The organism is Actinoplanes sp. NPDC051411 (assembly GCF_040682075.1).
Taxonomy (GTDB): Bacteria; Actinomycetota; Actinomycetes; order Mycobacteriales; family Micromonosporaceae; genus Actinoplanes.
In genome coordinates, this window is the sequence record NZ_JBFBAD010000113.1 from 1 (window position 1) to 18,719 (window position 18,719).

The 18,719-nt window shown below is 73.4% G+C and carries 11 protein-coding genes; 4 read left to right on the forward strand and 7 right to left on the reverse strand.

What is annotated here, in order from left to right; genetic code table 11:
- The first annotated feature begins 657 nt into the window (after nucleotides 1–657).
- The gene (locus AB0M88_RS40890; protein WP_364111384.1) at nucleotides 658–7,431 is read left to right on the forward strand and encodes a hypothetical protein; all 6,774 of its coding nucleotides are present in this window, start codon (nucleotides 658–660) and stop codon (nucleotides 7,429–7,431) included.
- Here AB0M88_RS40890 and AB0M88_RS40895 read toward each other — a convergent pair.
- From AB0M88_RS40895 to AB0M88_RS40925, 7 genes are all read right to left on the reverse strand, one after another.
- Nucleotides 7,409–8,434, reverse strand: coding sequence for a GGDEF domain-containing protein (locus AB0M88_RS40895; protein ID WP_364111386.1), 1,026 nt, complete (start codon nucleotides 8,432–8,434; stop codon nucleotides 7,409–7,411). The genes AB0M88_RS40890 and AB0M88_RS40895 overlap by 23 nt on opposite strands.
- A 56-nt stretch (nucleotides 8,435–8,490) precedes the next feature.
- Entirely contained in the window at nucleotides 8,491–9,360 is an 870-nt protein-coding gene (locus tag AB0M88_RS40900) for an EamA family transporter (protein WP_364111388.1), read from the reverse strand.
- A gap of 51 nt (nucleotides 9,361–9,411) precedes the next feature.
- Entirely contained in the window at nucleotides 9,412–10,596 is a 1,185-nt protein-coding gene (locus tag AB0M88_RS40905; protein ID WP_364111390.1) for an ABC transporter permease, read from the reverse strand.
- Between the two features lie 10 nt (nucleotides 10,597–10,606).
- Nucleotides 10,607–11,266: an ABC transporter ATP-binding protein gene (locus AB0M88_RS40910; RefSeq protein WP_364111392.1), complete on the reverse strand. Its 660-nt coding sequence runs from the start codon at nucleotides 11,264–11,266 to the stop codon at nucleotides 10,607–10,609.
- Complete coding sequence (locus AB0M88_RS40915) at nucleotides 11,263–12,600, reverse strand: efflux RND transporter periplasmic adaptor subunit (protein ID WP_364111394.1); 1,338 nt, start codon at nucleotides 12,598–12,600, stop codon at nucleotides 11,263–11,265. The genes AB0M88_RS40910 and AB0M88_RS40915 overlap by 4 nt, the downstream gene beginning before the upstream one ends.
- A 23-nt stretch (nucleotides 12,601–12,623) precedes the next feature.
- Nucleotides 12,624–13,310, reverse strand: a complete 687-nt coding sequence (locus AB0M88_RS40920; RefSeq protein ID WP_364111396.1) for a L,D-transpeptidase family protein — start codon at nucleotides 13,308–13,310, stop codon at nucleotides 12,624–12,626.
- Between the two features lie 72 nt (nucleotides 13,311–13,382).
- Nucleotides 13,383–14,255: a CAP domain-containing protein gene (locus tag AB0M88_RS40925; RefSeq protein ID WP_364111398.1), complete on the reverse strand. Its 873-nt coding sequence runs from the start codon at nucleotides 14,253–14,255 to the stop codon at nucleotides 13,383–13,385.
- Between the two features lie 327 nt (nucleotides 14,256–14,582).
- On the opposite strand from AB0M88_RS40925, the gene AB0M88_RS40930 reads away from it, so the two are divergent.
- The 3 genes from AB0M88_RS40930 to AB0M88_RS40940 are packed head-to-tail and all read left to right on the forward strand — an operon-like array spanning nucleotide 14,583 to nucleotide 18,715.
- A complete protein-coding gene (locus tag AB0M88_RS40930; RefSeq protein WP_364111400.1) occupies nucleotides 14,583–16,808 on the forward strand; it encodes an acyltransferase family protein in 2,226 nt (741 codons plus the stop codon).
- Between the two features lie 45 nt (nucleotides 16,809–16,853).
- Nucleotides 16,854–17,330 carry a chemotaxis protein CheW gene (locus tag AB0M88_RS40935; protein ID WP_364111402.1) on the forward strand — a complete coding sequence of 159 codons (477 nt, stop codon included), beginning with the start codon at nucleotides 16,854–16,856 and terminating at the stop codon, nucleotides 17,328–17,330.
- Nucleotides 17,327–18,715, forward strand: a complete 1,389-nt coding sequence (locus AB0M88_RS40940; RefSeq protein WP_364111404.1) for a CheR family methyltransferase — start codon at nucleotides 17,327–17,329, stop codon at nucleotides 18,713–18,715. The genes AB0M88_RS40935 and AB0M88_RS40940 overlap by 4 nt, the downstream gene beginning before the upstream one ends.
- Nucleotides 18,716–18,719 lie beyond the last annotated feature (4 nt).

Sequence of the window (18,719 nt, forward strand, 5' to 3'; positions counted from 1 at the left end):
TTTTCCGGTTTCCCGCATCCACCGGGCGGCGGTTGTCCACCCCCGCCGCCGTTCCCGTGCCCGGCACTCCCGCGCTTTTACTTGACATCACGCCGTCATGGGGGGCACATCGGCGTGATCGTCCCCGGGGTTTCCGGCGCGGGGGCGGCCGCTAACTACGGGGGCGGCGGCCGCCGGCCGGGGCGTTCAGGGTCTCCAGCGTCCAGGCGTCGATGCGGCGCAGGGCCGCCCGGCAGGTGGCGCCAACGGCGCCGATGTCGAGGCGCGGCATAATCCGCTCCCTTCACTCGGTGTCGTCATCTGAAGACCCAGGACCACGTTGTCCCGGGCGTTTTCCACGGTGACACCCCGAAGGTCCATGATCCGTGAATACGCAGAGTGGCATTCGCCACCACTTTTTGATCTTGACCCGTTCGGGCGACCCCGCGGTCGTGGGGATCCTCAGTACAGCTTTAAGAATTGCTTAAATCCCCGACCTCACCGGCCGTCACATCGCGTCCCCCGGCGCCGACGGAAAGTGCGCCGGCGGGACTCGTTTGAACTGTTCCCGGACGACTTGCGTACTCTCCGCCGAGGAAACACCCCGGCCTCGCCCGGCACCGCGGCCGACCCACGGTCACGACGGCGGCGCAAGGCCGGACAACGCGCCCGCCGGGGGTGGTGGCGCGGTGTGCAAATACGTGGTTAACCTTCCACATCCATCGCTGTCGGCGCGGCGGATGTGGCCTGGCAACCGGGGGGTTCCAGGGCTGGGGGACGCTCACTGGAGGACGGGGGCATGATGCGGCGGACGGACTCACCGGACAGCCGCGCGCACGCCCGCGGGGTCGCCGCATGAGCTTCGAGGACGACGAATACTGGGACGACGAATACGATCCGTACTCGCTGGTGCCCAACGCCGCCGTCGTCCAGGAAAAGAAGTACGAGCGGCGCACGGCACCCGACCCGGTCATCCCGACCCGGCGCCGCGACGACGAGGACGCCCCGGTCGACGAACTCGCCGCCCGGCGGGCCAAGCGGGCGCCCTTCGACGCGCAGCGGCCCAGCTGGCTCGACGACCCCGACTTCGTGCCGATCGACACGTCCCGGCCCAACCTGGCCGGCGACGCGTACGGCGACGTCGACTTCAACCGGCCCGAACTGGGGGCCGACTTCGACTCCCCCGAATTCCCGATGTCGGGGCCGCGGCGCAAGGACGACCCGTACGCGGAGTTCTCCGACTATTCCGACGATATCGATCAGCCTTTCGACCATCGCGATCTGAAGGCGTACGGGCATGGGCGTACGGGCACGGTGTGGTCGAGCGAGGACGAGGAGGCGGCGCAGCAGCAGCGCCAGCCGTCCCGCCCGTCTCAGCCTTCTCAGCCTTCTCGGCCTTCTCAGCCCGACCGGCGGCAGCGTCCCCGGGTGGCCGAATATGACTACGACTGGTCTCCGGAGGATGACGCGCGGCGCGCGCCCGAGGTACGCCGGGACCGCCGTCCCGACGAGCGCGTGGGCCGTCCTGACGAGCGCGTGGGCCGTCCTGACGAGCGTGTGGGCCGTCCTGACGAGCGTGTGGCGCGCGCCGACGAGCGGGTGGGCCGGCCTGATGGCCGTGTGGCTCGACCTGATGATCGCGTGGCCCGACCCGGGGATCGCGTAGCCCGACCCGGGGATCGCGTGGCCCGACCTGATGATCGCGTGGCCCGGCCCGATGATCGCGTGGCCCGGCCCGATGATCGCGTGGCTCGCATCGACGAGCGTCGCGGGCGTGACGAGCGGCCCGGGACCGGTGAACGGCGCCGGAGCCCCGGTGACGACGAGCGACGCGGCACGGACGAGCGGATCGCCCGGGTCGACGAGCGGCGAGGCCGCCGCACAAGCGGAGACCCCGGCCTGCCGGACGAGCACCGTGGCGGCCCGGCCCGACGACCCGACGACCGGCGCGGACGCCCCGAGGAGCAGGTAGCGCAACCCGACGAGCGCCGGACCCGCCCGGCCGAGCGGCGGGGACGCCCCGACGACCCGGCCGCGCGCATCGACGAGCAGGCCCGGCCGAGCGCACCAGGAGACCTTCGCGGGCGGCCCGGCGATCCGAAGGCTCGCCCCGGCGTGGGCCGTGCGCGGCCCCAGCAGCCCGGTGTCGCCCAGCCCGGTGTTGCCGAGCATCCCGGTGTCGCCCAGCAGCCCGGTGTCGCCCAGCAGCCCGGTGTCGCCCAGCAGCCCGGTGTCGCCCAGCAGCCCGGTGGTGGCCCGGACGCCCGTCCTCTCCGGTCCGGCGAGCAGGCCGCGCGGGTGGCACAGCAGCAGCCGGGCGTTCGTCCCGAGGCCGGCCCTGGGCAACCGGTCGAGCAGCAGGTCGCACGGCCGGAGGCAGAATCCGGCGACAAACACCCGAAGGGCGGCGAGAAGCGGGGTTGGCTCCGGTTCGGCCGCGGCAAGAAGGGCGAGCAGGCCCCCGCCCAGCCGCCCGAGGCCCCGGCCGAGGAGTGGGCCCCGGACCCGCGCGGCCAGGTCGCCGAGGGCCGTGCCCAGGTCCCCGAGTACGACCTCGACTTCCAGCCCGTAGACGGCAACGGCACCACCTGGGCCAGCGCCGCCACCGGCGAATGGGCCCAGGCCGACGGCGGCAACCAGCAGTGGGCTGCCGACGACTCGCCGTGGGCACCCGCGGCCGACGGCCAGTGGACCGAAGGCGAACCCACCGACGGCCAGTGGCCCCCCGCCGCGGCAACTGACAGCCAGTGGGCCGAAGGCCAAAGCGCCGACGGCCAGTGGGCGGCCGGCGAAACGGTTGAGGGCCAGTGGACCGGCGCCGCAACGACCGACGGCCAGTGGGTTCCGGCCGAGACCACCGAAAACCAGCGGGCTACCTCCCGCGCGGACGAGAATTCGGAAACCCGCCACAGCCCCGCCCCCGACGGAGACGCACCCCGGGTAGTCGCCAAGGCCACCCCGCCAACGCAGCCCCGCGTCATCAGCAAGGCGACCCCGCCCGCCCGGCCCCGCGTCGTCAAGAAGTCCGAACCCACCGGGACCCCCCGCGTCGTGGGCACCAGCCAGCCGACCCCGGCGGCCCGCGTGGTCGCGCCCCCATCGGTGCCGGCTGTTCCAACCAACGACTCCCCCACCCAGCGCCCGGACACCGACCGCACCCCTGGCACACCCCCGCCCGGCACCCAACCGGCCGCAGCCACCGCAGCGCCCGACCACACCGGCGGCCCAACCGCCACGGTCCCCGGCCGGGCCGGCACCCGCCAGACCTCACCGGGATCAGCCCCGGCGCAGGCCTACCCCGCTCAACAAGGCCAGACCGGTCAGCCCAGTCAGACCGGTCAGACCGCCGGAGCGGGCCAGCCCCTGTATCCGGGCCAGCCTGGCCACCCGAACCAGGCCGCCCAAGCGGGGCCGCCCGGCTATGCGACCAAGCCCGCCCAGGCGACCCAGCCCGGCTACCCGAGCCCGGCCGGCCAGACCGGGCAACCTGGCTTCGCGACCCCGCCCAGCCAAGCCGGACAGCCCGGTCACCCGGCCCAGCCCGGCCACCCCAGCTCCGCCGGCCAGAACGAACAACCTGGCTACGCGACCCCGCCCAGCCAGGCCGGACAGCCCGGTTACCCCGCCCAGCCGGGACAGCCCGGGTACCCCAGCCCCGCCGGCCAAACCGGACAACCTGGCTACGCGACCCCGCCCAGCCAGGCCGGACAGCCCGGTCACCCCGCCCAGCCGGGACAGCCCGGCCACCCGAGCCAGACCGGACAGGCCGGTTACCCGACTCAACCTGGCCAGCCAGGGCAGAACGCCCATCCGAGTCCGGCCGGCCAGCCCGGCGCCCAGAGGCAGGCCGCCCAGGCTGGGCAGTCGGGCTACCCGACTCAGCCCGGCCAGGCACCCCAATCCGGTCACCAGCTTCAGCCGGGCCACCCGGGTTACCCGGCTCAATCTGGCCAAGCCACCCAATCCGGCTATTCACCGCAGGGCGGCCAAGCAGGTCAGCACGGCTATCCGGCACCCGGCCAGATGGGCTTTCCGGGCCAACCCGGGCAAGCGGCTCAGCCCGGACAAACCGGTCAGCAGGGGCAGGCCGCCCGAGCCGACTACTCGAACCAGCCGGCGCAACCGGGACAGCACGGCTATCCGGCTCAGCCTGGCCAGACTGGTCAAGGCGCCGGGCCGGGTCGGGCGGCACCGGCGGGGCAGAGCGGCTATCAGGGGCAACCCGCTCAACCGCAGGCCGGACAGCCGGGCGGCGGAAGCGTGCCGGGCCAGCCGGTTCAGCCTGGCTACCCGGTGCAGCCCGGGGTCGCGGCGCGTAACGATTACCCGGACCAGGCGGGCTATCCGAATCAGCCCGGCCAAGTGGGTCCCGCCCAGCCGTCGCAACCCCGCCAGGCCGGACAGGAAGCGCAATCAGGCCACCCGCAGCACATCGGCCAGACCGGTCAGCCTGGGTATCCGGCCGCCTTCGCTCAGCCGGCGCAGGCAGCGCAACCGGCGCGGCCCGACCATGCCGCTCCGGTGGGACAGGCGGGGCACGGTTTGCCGGGCTACGCGGTTCAGCCGGGCCAGCCGGGCTGGTCGCCGCAGGCACCGGGCGGGCAGCAAGGCGTTCCCGGGGCGGCTTCCGAGGCCGAAGCCCGGATGACGCAACGACCGATGCCCACGCCCGGCGAAAGCGGAAGCTTCACCCGGCCTGGCCAAGGGCCCATGCCCACCCCCGCAGAAAGCGGAAGCTTCACCGCACCCGGCCAACGGCCCATGCCCGCGCCTGCAGAAAGCGGTTCTTTCACCGCACCCGGCCAACGACCGATGCCCGCGCCTGGGGAAAGTGGCAGCTTCGCCGGTCCAGGCCAACGGCCCATGCCTGCCCCCGGAGAGAGTGGCAGCTTCGCCGGGCCGGGTGAGGGGACGCGTTCGCGGCGTAGTCCGCGGACGGCGCACGTCACGCTGTCCCAGGACGGCGGGCCCTGGTCGATGGTGCCGGACGACGCGCCGCCGGCCGCGGTGCCGATCTCCGGGCTGAGCCGGCCGATCTCCCCCGCGCCCGCGCCGAGCGAAGGGCGGCCGGCTGCCGCGCCGCAGGGCCCGTTCGACGGACATCCTGCTCCGGCCACGACGGTGGTTCCTCCGACTCCCGGGCAGCCGGGCGATGGGCGAATCGCGGCCCCCGGGGACGCCTCCGTTGTCCGCGCGGCGGCCGATGTCCGGCCCGTTGTTTCTGCGCCGGCGGATGGGCAATCGACTCCGCCGGATCCGAACGAGGCTACGGCCGCCAACGTCCGCCCGGTTGTTCCGGATGGCCGCAAGACGACGGCGTCCGGAGACGCGGACCCGACCGACGTCACGGCGGCCGGCACTCCTGCTTCGCGGCCGACCGACGAGGCTCGGCCGGGAATCCTGGCGCCTCGGGACGGACGGCAGACCGCGCCGGGCGACCCGCGGCTGGTTACGCCCGTTGCGCCGGGGACGGACAGCCACCGTGGTGCCGCGCCGGAGGTCGAGAACGCGGCGCGCGGGGCTCACGCGCTGCCGACCGGGGAATGGCCGGTCGCGCCCAGGCGGCGGCCGGGCGACGTCGGTTCGGTGGGTCGGGGTGAGCCTGGTGCGCATCAGGCGCCCGGTCAGGTCTCGCCCGGGGCGGGCGTTGACGCGGCGGGATCGGAAGGTCCGGGGACGGCTTGGGCGCCTCCGGCCCAGCAGCCTTGGGGGCCGCGGGCCGGCGCCGGCTATCCGAGTACGCCCACGGGCGGAAGCGGGTGGGCGGCTCAGGAGCAGGCGGTCGAGGAACGCCCGGACGCCGCGCAGGGTGGTTCGGATCCGGGGCATGCCGGTCCGGCGGTCCGGACGCCAGCCGCAGGTCAGGAGGGTGCTGCCGCCTGGCAGCAGGGTGCCGAGCAACCGCAGGCTTCCAACCCGAGCGCCGGTCAGGGTGGCGCGGCGACCTCGGCCGCCGCCTGGCAGCAGGGCGTCACACAGCCGACCGCCTCGAAGGACGCCGCAGCTCAAGCCGACAGTCCCGCACGACCCGCCACGCCGCAGGACGCCGGAACCCAAGGCGCCAGCCCCGCGGCCGGCACCCAACCGGCCCCCGGGACGCAGAACGCCAACCCCGCACCGCCGGCAGCGCCACCGGGCGCCGGAGAGGACTCGGGTGGCGGTCAGGCGGGGGCTGGACGGCCGGCCTCGGGGCAGCACGCGGAAGCGCAAGGGGCCGGGGTTGAGCTGCCGATCCTGCCGCTCGACGGTCAGATTTCAGCAGAAGCAGAAGCAGAACCAGGAGCAGGTGCGGGGGCGGACCGCGGCGAGGACGGCTGGCAGGGGCGGGGCCCCGGGGCGGCCGCCGGGCGGCCGATGTCGCTCGGCGATACGCTGCCGATCGTTTCGCCTGGAGGGCGGCAGGCGCCCGGCCGGGCTCAGCCGCAGGATGGGCCGCGCGACGGCGGGGCCGAAGCGCAGCGGAAACGTGACGACCGGGACGAACCGGCCGGTGAAGCGGCGGAGCGACGGCCGCAGCATCTCGGGGAGGGCGCGGACGGGCCGGCCGAGGCGGTGCCCGGTGCGCCGCGGATGGGGGCGCATGCGGCGCCGTACATGGACGCGCGCGGGGTTCTGCACAACCTGAAGCCGATCGGGCGGCTGGTGGTGACCGGGCCGGATACCGAGCCGCGGCGGGGGGACACCGAGTTCGGCAGCCTGTGGTTCGAGGCGACCGAGGAGTCGGCGAGCGAAGACGCGCAAAAGGACATCGACGACGCTGACGAGCGTACGGGAAAGGCGCCGGAGCCGGCGCTGCCTCTCGTTCCCGGACCCGAGCCGGTGCTGGCGCAAGAGGCGCCGAAGGCGGCTCGCAATGAGAAAGAGCTGACCGCGGCCGACCTGGAGGCGATCCGGTGGAGGCTCGACGGGGGCACGCTGCGTGAGGTCGTCGATGACAAGGAAGCGCTGCGTGACCTCGGCGAAAAGCTCGACGAGCCGCTGGCCGACGACGCCGACAACGTGGCGAAGGCGGGGCTGCTGAGCGTCCGGGCCGAGGTCTACCGGCTGCTCGGGGAACTCGGGATGGCCGCCGCGGCGAGCCGGCTGGCCCTGGCTCACGCGGAGTCGGCGCGGGACACCCAGTCGATGGTGATCGCGCAGGCCGAGTTGGCGCACGTGCTGCGGCTGCGAGGGGATTTCGGCGAGGCGGACCGGCTGTTCGCGAAGGCGGCGGGCGCGCCGGTGCCGGCGCCGCTGCGGAGCGTGGTGCACGAGAACGCCGGACGGTGCTGCTTCGACCAGGGGCGGTACATGGAGGCGCTCGACCACTTCGCGCGGGCGGTACGGCTGGGCCGGCCGGACGACACCGAGCTGGCGGAGCGGATCGGGGTTTGTCTCGAGGCCGTGTACATCCATGTCCTGCGGGACGGCTGGGGCCCTTATCCGCGCCTCACGGAACCGCCGGCTCCCTGAGGTGCGACTCGGTGCGGCCGCGGCCGTGCAGTTTCGCCTCGTAGAGGGCGGCGTCCGAGGCCCCCATCAGCTCCTCCGGGGTGCCGGCGTGATCGGGCAGCACCGCTATGCCGATGCTCAGGCCGGGCGGCCCGCCGGGCAGTGACGCCACCCGGGCCAGGACCGCGCGGACGTCGTCGGCGGCGCGGCGGGCGCCCTCGTCGCCGGTGCGCAGCAGCATCACGAACTCGTCGCCGCCGAGGCGGGCCACGACGTCGCCGTCGCCCTGCGCCACCTGTTCGAGGGAGGTGGCGACCGCCTGGAGGGCCTGGTCGCCGACCGCGTGACCCCAGGTGTCGTTGATCCCCTTGAAGTGGTCGACGTCGATCGTGATCAGGGCGACCGGCTCGCCGGTGGACCGGGACCAGGCGACCGCGCGGGCCAGTTCGACGTCGAACGAGCGGCGGTTCGCCACCCCGGTCAGGGCGTCGGCGAGGGCCTGGGTCTCCAGCACGTCGCGGAGGCGGTCGGCGCGGTCGCGCAGGCTCAGGACGATGATCGCGATGAGGGTCATGGCGACGGTCATCGACACCCAGTCGGAGGCGGCGTCACCGATCGTGGGCAGCAGCGGGAAGACGACCGACGCCTCGGTGACCGAGACGCCGGCCATGGTCAGGTAGACGACGCGGCGGCTCAGGAAGTTGGCCGAATAGAGCACCGGCCACAGATAGAACAGCTGGGCCCCGGTGCTCGCGTCCTCGGTCACCAGGTTCATGCCGGTGACCACCATGATCGCGAAGAACGGGGCGATGACCCAGAACCAGCGCGGCATCCGGTCGGGCCGGAGCCGGGCGAAGACACCGCCGACCGCGAGCACGACGCAGGTCACGCTGACCGCCACCAGGTGGGATACGGGCTGGCCGGGCACCATGAGGAACGTGATGAAGATGAACGGCGCCGCCGTCATCATCAGGTACGCGACGGCACGAGATGCTCCGTGCTGATCGCGCAACTGGTACGCCACGGTTCCCCTCCTCGGTCACCTACAAGGTCGGCGACCGCCCCGAGCACCTGAGAAATCTAGACGGGTTCCCTGACCACCTCGGCCGGCGTCACACTCCGGTCCCGGCGGGCCAGCGTGACCCCGGCGCTGGCCAGCGTGACCAGCACCAGCGCGACCACGCCCACCGTCGGCAGACGCTGGCCGAGCAGGAGGAGCCCGGCGATGGCGGCGGCCGCCGGTTCGAGACTCATCAGGATCCCGAAAACCCGGGTCGGGATGCGCCGGAGCGCATTGATCTCCAGCCCGTACGAGATGACCGACGACAGCAGCGCGACCCCGGCCGCGGCGAGCAGCAGAATCGGCCGGTGTACGACCGCGCTCGCCCCGCGGGCCCCGAACGGCAGCACGATCAGGGCCGCCACGGCCAGCGAGACGGTCAGCCCGCCGGTGCCCGGGACGAGGCCGCCGAGGTGCGCGCTGCCGACGATGTAGGCGGCCCAGCAGAGCCCGGCGATGAACGCGAGCAGCATGCCGCCGACCGGGGCCGATGAGCCGCCGTGGAGGCCCAGGAGCGCGACGCCGCCGCCCGCGAGCAGCGCCCACACCACGTCGACCCAGCGGCGGGTCTGGGCGAGAGCGAGCAGCAGCGGCCCGAGGAACTCGATCGTGACCGCGGTGCCGAGCGGAACCGTCTTCAGCGACAGATAGAAGATCAGGTTCATCCCGGACATCACGACGCCGAGCACGATCGCCGCCTGCCACGCCTGGCGCGACCACGTGCGCAGCCGCGGCCGGGTGATCAGGGCGAGGATGACCGCCGAGAGCGCGAGCCGGAGCAGGGTCACCCCGGCCGCGCCGAGGTCGTCGAAGAGATGCCGCGCGATCGCGCTGCCGACCTGCACGGAGCTGATCGAGGCGACGACGAGCAGGGGCGCGGGCACCTTCATGGTGTCAGCCTCTCCCGCCGGTGCACTCGTTACCAGGCGACGTGTGCGGCCTCACTCCGTGCGCAGAGCGACCACCGGGTCGAGGCGGCCCGCCCGCTGCGCGGGGACGACGCCGAAGAGGATGCCGACCGCGGCCGAGACGCCGAACGCGAGCGCGAGCGCCCACCACGTCACGGCGGCCGGGACCGGTGTCAGCTTGTCCACGACCACCGCGACGGTGATGCCCAGCGCCATCCCGATCACGCCGCCGATGGTGGTGAGCAGGACGGCCTCGAGCAGGAACTGGATCCCGATGTCGCGCGGCCGCGCCCCGACCGCCTTGCGCAGGCCGATCTCCTTGGTCCGCTCGCGCACCGAGACCAGCATGATGTTGGAGACGCCGACCCCGCCGACGAGCAGGCTGATGCCGGCGATCGCGGCCAGCACCCCGGTCAGTACGCCCAGGATCTGCCCGAGCACCCCGAGGATCTGCTCCTGGGTGACCGCGCTGAAGTCGGTGTCCGGGTGCCGTTTGACCAGGGTGGCGACCACCGACGCGCCGAGCTCGTCGATGGTGTCGCGGTCCGGGGCCTTGATCGCCAGGCCGTCGATGCGGCTGGTGCCGAGCAGCCGCTGGGCGGCGGTGACCGGGATGTGCACCTCGCTGTCCCGGTCGACGCCGAGGCTCTGCCCGAGGGGCGTGAACGTGCCGATCACCCGGAACCGGACGCCGCCGATGGTGATCTGGTGCCCGATCGGGTCGGTGTCCGGGAACAGCCGGCCGGCGATGCCCGCGCCGAGCACGGCCACCCGCCGGGCCGTGGTGACGTCGGTGCGGGTGAGATAGGAGCCGCGGTCGAGCGTACGGACGAAGACCTGCGGCGTGTTCTCGAGGACTCCCTGCATGCTCGCGAAGGCCGACTTGTCGCCCGCGCGTACGGTCTCGCCCGAACTGATCGTGACCGCGACCCGCGTCCGGTCCCCGACCACCCGGTCGATCGCGTCGACGTCGTCGAGCGTGAGCGGCGAGGCGGTCGGCGCGGCGCCGGCCTCCAGGCGCCCCGGCACGACGATGAGCAGGTTGGAGCCGAGGCCCTCGACCTGGCGTTCGATCAGCTGTTTGGTGCCGGTGCCGATCGAGACGAGCGCGACGACCGCACCGACGCCGATCACCACGCCGAGCATGGTGAGGATGCTGCGCAGTCGGTTGGCCCGCAGGGCGTCCAGGGCGACCCGCCACGCCTCGGCCAATCTCATGAGACCAGCCTCAAACGATCAGCCCGTCCTTCATGACGATCTGCCGGCGGGCGCGGGCGGCCACGTCGCGGTCGTGGGTGACCAGCACCACGGCGACCCCCTCGGCGTTGAGCGACTCCAGCAGGGTGAGCACCTGCTGCCCGGTGGTCGAGTCGAGGTTGCCGGTCGGCTCGTCGGCCAGCAGCACCGACGGCGACGTGATCAGCGCGCGGGCGATCGCGACCCGCTGCTGCTCGCCGCCGGACATCTGGTTGGGCCGGTGGTCGACGCGGTGGGCCAGGCCGACCCGTTCGAGCATCGCGGCCGCCCGCTCGCGGCGTTCCCGGCGGCCGGTGCCCCGGTAGACGAGCGGGAGGGCCACGTTGTCGCGGGCGGTCGTACGCGGCAGCAGGTGGAACGACTGGAAGACGAACCCGATCGTCTCGTTCCTGAGACGAGCCATGTCGGCCGGGCCCAGCGTCGACACGTCACGGCCGTCGATCAGCAGGGTGCCGCTGGTCGGCCGGTCGAGGGCGCCGAGCAGGTGCATCAGCGTCGACTTGCCGGAGCCGCTGGTGCCGACGATCGCCACGTAGTCGCCCTCGCCGACGGTCAGCGAGACGCCGCGCAGGGCGGACACGGTGACGCCGCCGAGGTCGTAGGAGCGGGCGATGTCGGTCGCGACGATCATGACGCCTTGTCGCCCTGGTGGACGCGGTCGGCGCCGGAGACGACGATCCGCTGGCCCGGGGTCAGGCCGCCGGTCACCTGGACGACGTCCTCCCCCTGCACGCCGATCGTGACCGGAACCTGCTGGTAGTGGCCGTCGCGGACGGCCCAGACCGTGTCCTTGCCGTCCGAGCTGATCACGGCCGAGACCGGGACGGTGGTCGCGTCGGTGGCTCGGCGTACCTGAAGCCGGACGACCGCGCTCATGCCGGGCCGCGGGGTCGGTGCCGTGGTGCCGTCGTCGCCGGTGCCCTTGCCCAGGTCGAGCCGCACCCGGTAGGAGACGCCGCCGGTGGCCGAGGTCGTGGGCAGCAGGTCGATCGACCGCACCACCGCCTGGTAGGTCGCGCCGGTGACCGCGTCGAACTCGACGTTCGCCGTTCCACCCGGCTTGACCAGCAGCACGTCGGTCTCGTCGACCTGGGCCGAGAGCCCGAGCCGGCCGGTGTCGACGATGGTGGCGATCGGGGTGCCGGCCGCGACGTACGCCCCGGCCGGCACGGCCGTGTCGACGCCGGCCAGGGGCGCGGCCGCCGCGGTCGGCGCGCTCCCGCCGGCCAGAAGGGAGCTCAGTGAGGGTGCGGCGCCGGCCGAGGACGGGCCGCCCAGCTGGACGACCCCGGACACCGGGGCGTGCAGTGTGAGCGCGTCGACCGCCGCCGACGCCAGGTCATAGGCCTGCTGGGCCTGCAGTTTCTGGGCCGCCGACAGCGCACCGACCGCGTCGCCGAGCGACGCCACCCCGCGCTGCACCGACCGCAGCGCCGACCCGGCCGCGTCGGAGGCGGCCGAGTACTGCTTCTGGGCCGCCTCGACCTGCTTGAGCAGCGCGGCCCGCAGCGCCGGGTCGGTGACCTTGCCGGCCGCGGTGCGGGCGTCGCCGAACGCCGACTCGGCCCGGGCGTCGGTGCGCCTGCGGGCGGCCGTGAACTCCGAGGTGCCGCCGACCGACACACCGCCGCCCCGGTCGGCCTGGTCGAGCGCCTTGGCCGCCGCCTTCTCGCGGGCCTCCACGTCGGGCGCGTCGATCACGGCCACGACCTGGCCCTTGGTCACGTGCTGGCCGGCCTCGACCCGCAGCGACGCCAGGGTGCCGGAGGCCGGGGCGCTCAGGGTCGCCGCGGCCCGGGCGGTGACCGAGCCGGACGCCTCGACGATCTCGTCGACCGTGCCCCGGCCGGCCGCGCCGACGCTCACACCCTTGGGCCCGCTGTCACAGGAAGCCGCGGTCAACACCAGCAGCAACACCGGCGCCGCGACCAGCCGGCCGCGCACGCGAGAGGGACGTCGCAACACGACGCCACTCTATGTCGCGCGGATCAGGTCCCCGGACGGCGCCCGAACACCTTGACCGTCATGCCCATCCGGCCGATGCCCCAGTAGGCCTGGGCGTCGGCCGGCAGCAGGTTGACGCAGCCGTGCGATCCGATCGACTTGTCGTGAATATAGGTCGTGGTCTGGTGGAATCCGCGGCCGCCGATGAAACGCTGCCAATAGGGAAGCCAGACGTGATACGGGTCCGACCATTCCTTCCTGGTGCGCTTGTTGATGGTGAACGTGCCGGCCGGCGTCGCGTAGCCCTTCTTGCCGGTCCGGGTGACCGTCGGCGGTCGATAGACCTTGCCGTCCTTCATCACCCAGGTCGTCTGGTGGGTGAGGTCGACGCAGAAAGTGATGCCGGTCTTCTTCGCGTTGCACGCCGCGGTGCTGGTCACGGTCAGGCGCCGGCCCACGTCATAGGTCGTCGCATCGGCCGAACCGGTGCCGGGCCTGATACCGAATCGCGCCTGGAACTTCTTGATGGCGGCGCAATCGGCGGCCGACTGCTTACCGTCGACGGTCACCGGGCCATATCCGCCGAGCTTCGCGAGATAGCCCTCGACCTGCTTCTGATATGTGCCGGTTCCGCAACTGGGCGCCGCGGCGCTCGCCGATTGCGGGGCGAACGCCGCCGCGGTAAGGCCGCCGACCAGAACAGCCAGGGCGGCCGCGCGCTTTGCTCCCACGTAACTCTCCTCATTCGCCGACGGGACCGCCGAGAGAGATCGGCGGCCACGACCGGCAGTTGAGGAGGGGGATCACATCGGCGTGGCGAAATCCTGAACCCAGTAGATGGTGCGTTCCCGGTCGCCCGCGATCGCCACTCCGACACCCATCTGGTCGAGGCTGCAATCGAGAATGTTGTGCCGGTGCTCGGGGCTGTGCATCCACCCGTCGACCACCTCATAGGCGCTGTCCACACCGCGGGCGATGTTCTCGCCGTAATGCCGCCAGTTGTATCCGGCCTCGGTCACCCGGTCGCCCGCACCCTCGCCGTTCCGCGACTCGTGCGCGAAATAGTCGTGCCGCGCCATATCCGCCGCGTGCCCGTTCGCCGCCTCGATCAGCCGCCGGTCCAGCGTCACGCTCCGGCACCCGTGCGCCCGCCGATTGCCATTGATGAGCGACAGAATCTGCTGCTGCGTCGGCGCGCTCGGGCTCTCCGAGACGTCGGCGGCGGTCACATTCCGCTTGGCCGCCGCGATCAGGCTGCCTCCGGCATCCTGACGAACCAGTGCCGGGCGGGGCTGGGCCGGTCCGGCGGCGGCTTTCTGCGGGGCGGGCTTCTGCCGTACGGCGTGGGCCGCGCCCGCCCGCAGGTGATTCGCCGAATCGCCGGCGTCCCCGGCATCGGACTGGTCCCGCACCACGGGCGCCCGGTCGGTCGTCTGCGCGTCGTCCATTCCGGATACGTCGGTCCCGGAATCGCCGACGTCATCGCCGGTATCGGCGTCATCACTGGTATCAGCATCGGCGACGTCGGAATCCCCGGAGTCGGAATTGTCGCCGAAACCCGCGAACCCGGGCAGGTCGGAGAGCGAGAACCCGGGCACGTCCGGCCATTGAGGAGTTTCCTCCGCCCCGGCCCGGGTGGCCGCGATACCACCCGCCACCAGCAGGACCGCCGCCATTCCGACCACCACCACAGGCTTACGCCGCATAACCCGGTAATCCCTTTTCGCCGCGGGCCCCCGGCCGCTCCGGGCGCCCCTGCCAGGGGTCAACGTCACAACCCGGCCACGGCAACCGGCCGGCTACGCGGGCGTCACTCCCCGGCACGGCGAGAGTCACTGCATTCCGCCCTTGATCAGGGAAAACAGACGACGGTACGGATCATGGGAGTCGCACAACCGCACAGACAAACCGGACAGTTCATCCGTTCGGGGTAGTCCAGGGAGACGGTCTTGCCGTCCCGATGGCGGTCCCCCAACATCGGATGCCGTCGCTACGTTTTCGCGGTGCGCAACCGCTATCTGGACCTGCTCCGAGCCGCGGCGATCGTACGTGTGATCGTCTACCACCTCTTCGGCTGGCCCTGGCTCTCCCTGCTGCTGCCGGCCATGGGGGTGATGTTCGCCCTCGCCGGCTCGCTGGCCGCCGCGTCGCTGGAGAAGCGTCCCGCCCGCAAGGTGGTCGTCTCCCGCCTGCGCCGCCTCCTGCCCCCGCTGTGGCTGCTCGGCCTCATCACGGTGCCGGTGATGCTGGCCGCCGGCTGGGCGAGCGAACGCAACGGCGAGCACCCCCTCGACGCGGGCCACCTGTGGCACCTCGCGTTCTGGCTCTTCCCGCTGGGCGACCCGCCGGGCAGCGACCGCGCCGCCGACCTCTGGGACCCGCTCTGGTACATCCGGGCGTACGTCTGGTTCCTGCTGCTCTCGCCGCTGATGTGGCTGGCCTACCGCAAAATCGGCTGGTTCGCGGTGGCCGCCCCGATCGTCGCGATCGTCGTCCTCGACAAGACCGGCTTCACGCTGCCCGACACCGCCGACGCGGCGATGTGGGACTTCGTCACCTTCGGCGCCTGCTGGATGGCCGGCTTCGCCCACCACGACGGCCGCCTCCGCCGGATCGGCCCCCGCACGCTCGTCTTCACCGTGCTGGTGCTCGGCCTGGCCGCGCTCTACTGGCAGCAGGGCCATCAGGGCGAGGAACACTGGGACCTCAACGACGTCCCCGAGTCCCAGGCGCTGTGGTCGATCGCGTTCGTGCTGCTCGCGCTGCGCTGGGAGCCGTCGATGACCTGGCTGCCCCGGGTCCGGCCGCTCGACCGCCTGGTCACCCTGCTGAACGCCCGCGCGGTCACCATCTACCTCTGGCACAACCTGGCCATCACCGCGGTCTGGCCGGTGCTCGGCCTGATCGCGCTGGGCGGGGTGACGTTCGACGACCTCGGCCACGGCCTGGACGGCCCGGTCGACCTGGTCGCCGCGCTGCTGCTGACACTGCTGGCGGTGCTCGCCTTCGGCTGGGCCGAGGACCTGGCGGCCAAGCGCCGCCCCCGCCTCTGGCCGACCACGGCACCAACCCTGCGCCAGACTTCGGTGCCACCGGACGAGGTCGTTCCGGCACTCGTCGGCGCGTACCCCCTCGGCGGCGGCCTGACCGCCCGGCCGGACCTTCCCCCGACGCCGAGTCTCCCCGCCGCACCGGGCCTCCCGACCGCGCCCGGCCTCTCCGCCGCGCCCTGCCATTCCGCCGCGCCCGGCCATTCCGCCTCGGCCAGCCATTCCGCCTCGCCCGGCCATTCCTCCACGGCCGGCCATCCCTCCACGCCCGGTCTCGGTTCCCGGCCCGATCTCCCCTCCGCGCCGGGTCTCGCCTTCACGCCCGGCTTCAATTCCCGGCCCGAACTGCCCTCCGCGCCCGGCCTGGCCTTCACGTCGGGCCTCGCCGACGGCCCGAGTGCAGCACCGAGCGCCGGCCCGGAACTCCCCGCCGGGCCGGCCCCCTCCAACCGGCCGAATCTCCCCGACTTCCAGGACCGCCCGACCGGGCACACGTCGGCCGCCGCGGCCATGCACCGCGAGTCGTTCCGCCGGCACGCCCCAAGATCGGTGCCCTGGGCCGCCGACCTCCCGGCACTCGACGCCGGCCCGACAGCCAGCACCGGCCCAGCCGGCATCGGCAGAGCCGGCCTCGACCCGACAGGCGGCCTCGGCCCAGCGGGCGTCGACCCAGCAGCCGACTTCGGCCCAGAAACCCTCGGCCGAGCGGCCGGCCTCGGCCCAGCAACCGCCATCGGCCCAGCCGGCATCGGCCGAGCAGCCGACATCGGCCCGACAGGCTGCCTCGGCCTGACAGGCCCCGACCCAGCAACCGCCATCGGCCCAGAGGCCCTCGGCCGAGCCGCCGACCTCAGCCCAGCAGGCGGAGGCCGCCCGGCAGGCGGAGGCCGCTCAGGCGGCGACCCCGGGGGCGCCGGCGAGCGACCGGCGGCCGGTGCGGGGTGGGCCGGCCCGAGCCACCCGGCCGGTGGCGACGGGGAGGCGGCGATCGCCGCCGCTGGACGTAGCCGCGGCGAGGACGCCGGGCGTCCGGTTGTCGCCGGGCGGCATGCCGCGGCCGAGACGCTGGACCTGAGCGGGCCGCCCGCCGAGTGGCCGCCGGCGGAGCCGGCCGGCGGCGGGGTCCCGGACTGGTTCCGGCAGCGGCACGGGGGCGCGCCAGATTCTCACCCTGAGTGAGGTAATTTCGTGATTTGTCCAGATAAGCGCCGCTAGTCTGGCGGTGTGCGGCAGTACGGACAGCTGACGGCCCCCGACGAGGCCGTGACCGCGCTCGTCTTCCGGGCCGGGACGCTGCTCTGCGCGCTCCCCCTGGACGAGGTTATCGAGACGATGCGCCCGCTCGAGACGCGACCGTTGGCCGGCACCCCGGCCTTCGTGCTCGGCATCAGCGTGCTCCGCGGCGTCCCCACGCCCGTCATCGACATCGCCCGGCTGCTCACCGGCCGCCCGGGCGACGTCGAGCGGTACGTCGCCGTCGGCACCGAGCGCGGCCCGGTCGCCCTGGCCACCGGCCCCGTGCTCGGCATCCGGGGCGCCGAGGCGGGCCCGGCCGAGACCCACCCGGCGCTGCTCGGCGCCTCACACCGGCTCGTCGCCGGGGTCGGCACGTTCGGTGCCGAGCCGCTGCTGCTGTTGCAGAGCATGCGGGCGGTGCCCGACGAGGTGTGGGAAGCGGCCGCCGCCGCGGACGCCCGATGAGCGGCGGACTCCTGGAGTTCCGGGAGCTGCTGTCGCGCTGGCTGGGCTGGACCTTCGACGACAAGGACGTCGCACAGCTCGACACCGTGCTCGGCGAGCGGGCCGCCATCACCGGGTTGAGCCGTGAGGACTATCTGGCCCGGCTCGACGGGGGTCGCTGGGACTCCGAGATCGTCGAGCTGGCCGAGCGGCTGAGCATCACCGAAACCTACTTCTTCCGGCACGGCGAGCAGTTCCGGGCGCTGCGCGAGGCCGTCCTGCCGGCGCGGATCGCGGCCCGCGAGGCGCACAAGGTGCTGCGTTTCCTCTCGGTCGCCTGCTCGTCCGGGGAGGAGGCGTACTCGCTGGCGATCGTGGGCCGGGAGGCCCGGCCGGCCCCGGAGTGGGTGGTCTCGGTGACCGGCGTCGACGCCAATCCGGCCATGCTGCGCAAGGCCGGAGGCGCCCGGTACTCCAGCTGGTCGCTTCGGGAGACGCCGCCGGAGGTACGCGGACGCTGGTTCCACTGCGACGACCGCGGTTTCCAGGTCAACGACGAGATCCGCGCGCTGGTCCGCTTCGCCCGGCACAACGTGGCCGACGACGACGGGGACCTGTGGGCGGCCGGGCAGTACGACGTGATCTTCTGCCGCAACCTGCTGATGTATCTGACCCGGCCGGTCGCGACCGAGCTGATCCGGCGGATGACCGGCGCGCTGGCGCCCGGTGGTTACCTCTTCCTCGGGCACACCGACTCGCTCGGCAGCCGGCCCGAGGGTCTCGAGGCCCAGCACGACCACCAGACCTTCTACTACCGGCGGCCCACCGTGGCCGTGGCCCCGCCTCCGCTCCCCCGGTCGGCGCCGCCGCCTGAGCCGCACCGGCCGGCGCCGCCGATGACCGAGGAGGACGCGTACGACGGGGCGATCGGGCTGTTGCGGGCCGACCGGTTCGCCGACGCGCTGGAGCTGGTGACCTCCCGGCAGCCGGGGAAGCCCCGCCCCCGGGACACGCTGCTGCACGGGGTGCTGCTGGTGCAGACCGGCCGGCTCGGCGACGCGGCGACGGTCGCGCGCGGCCTGGTCGAGGTCGACGGGCTGAACGCGGACGCCCATCAGCTGCTCGCGCTCTGCCTGGAGGGCGGCCACGCGGTCGACGACGCGATCGCCCAGTACCGGCTGGCGGCGTTCCTCGACCCGGCGTTCGCGCTGGCCCGGCTGCGGCTCGGCCAGCTCGCCCGGCGGCGCGGCGAGGACCGGCCCGCGGCGGCCGACCTGGAACGGGCCCTCGGCCTGCTGCCGCTGGAGCGGGCCGAGCGGATCACGCTGTTCGGCGGCGGCTTCGGCCGGATGGCGCTGACCTCGCTGTGCCGTTCCGAGCTCGACGCCTGCGGGGCCCACCGGTGAGGCG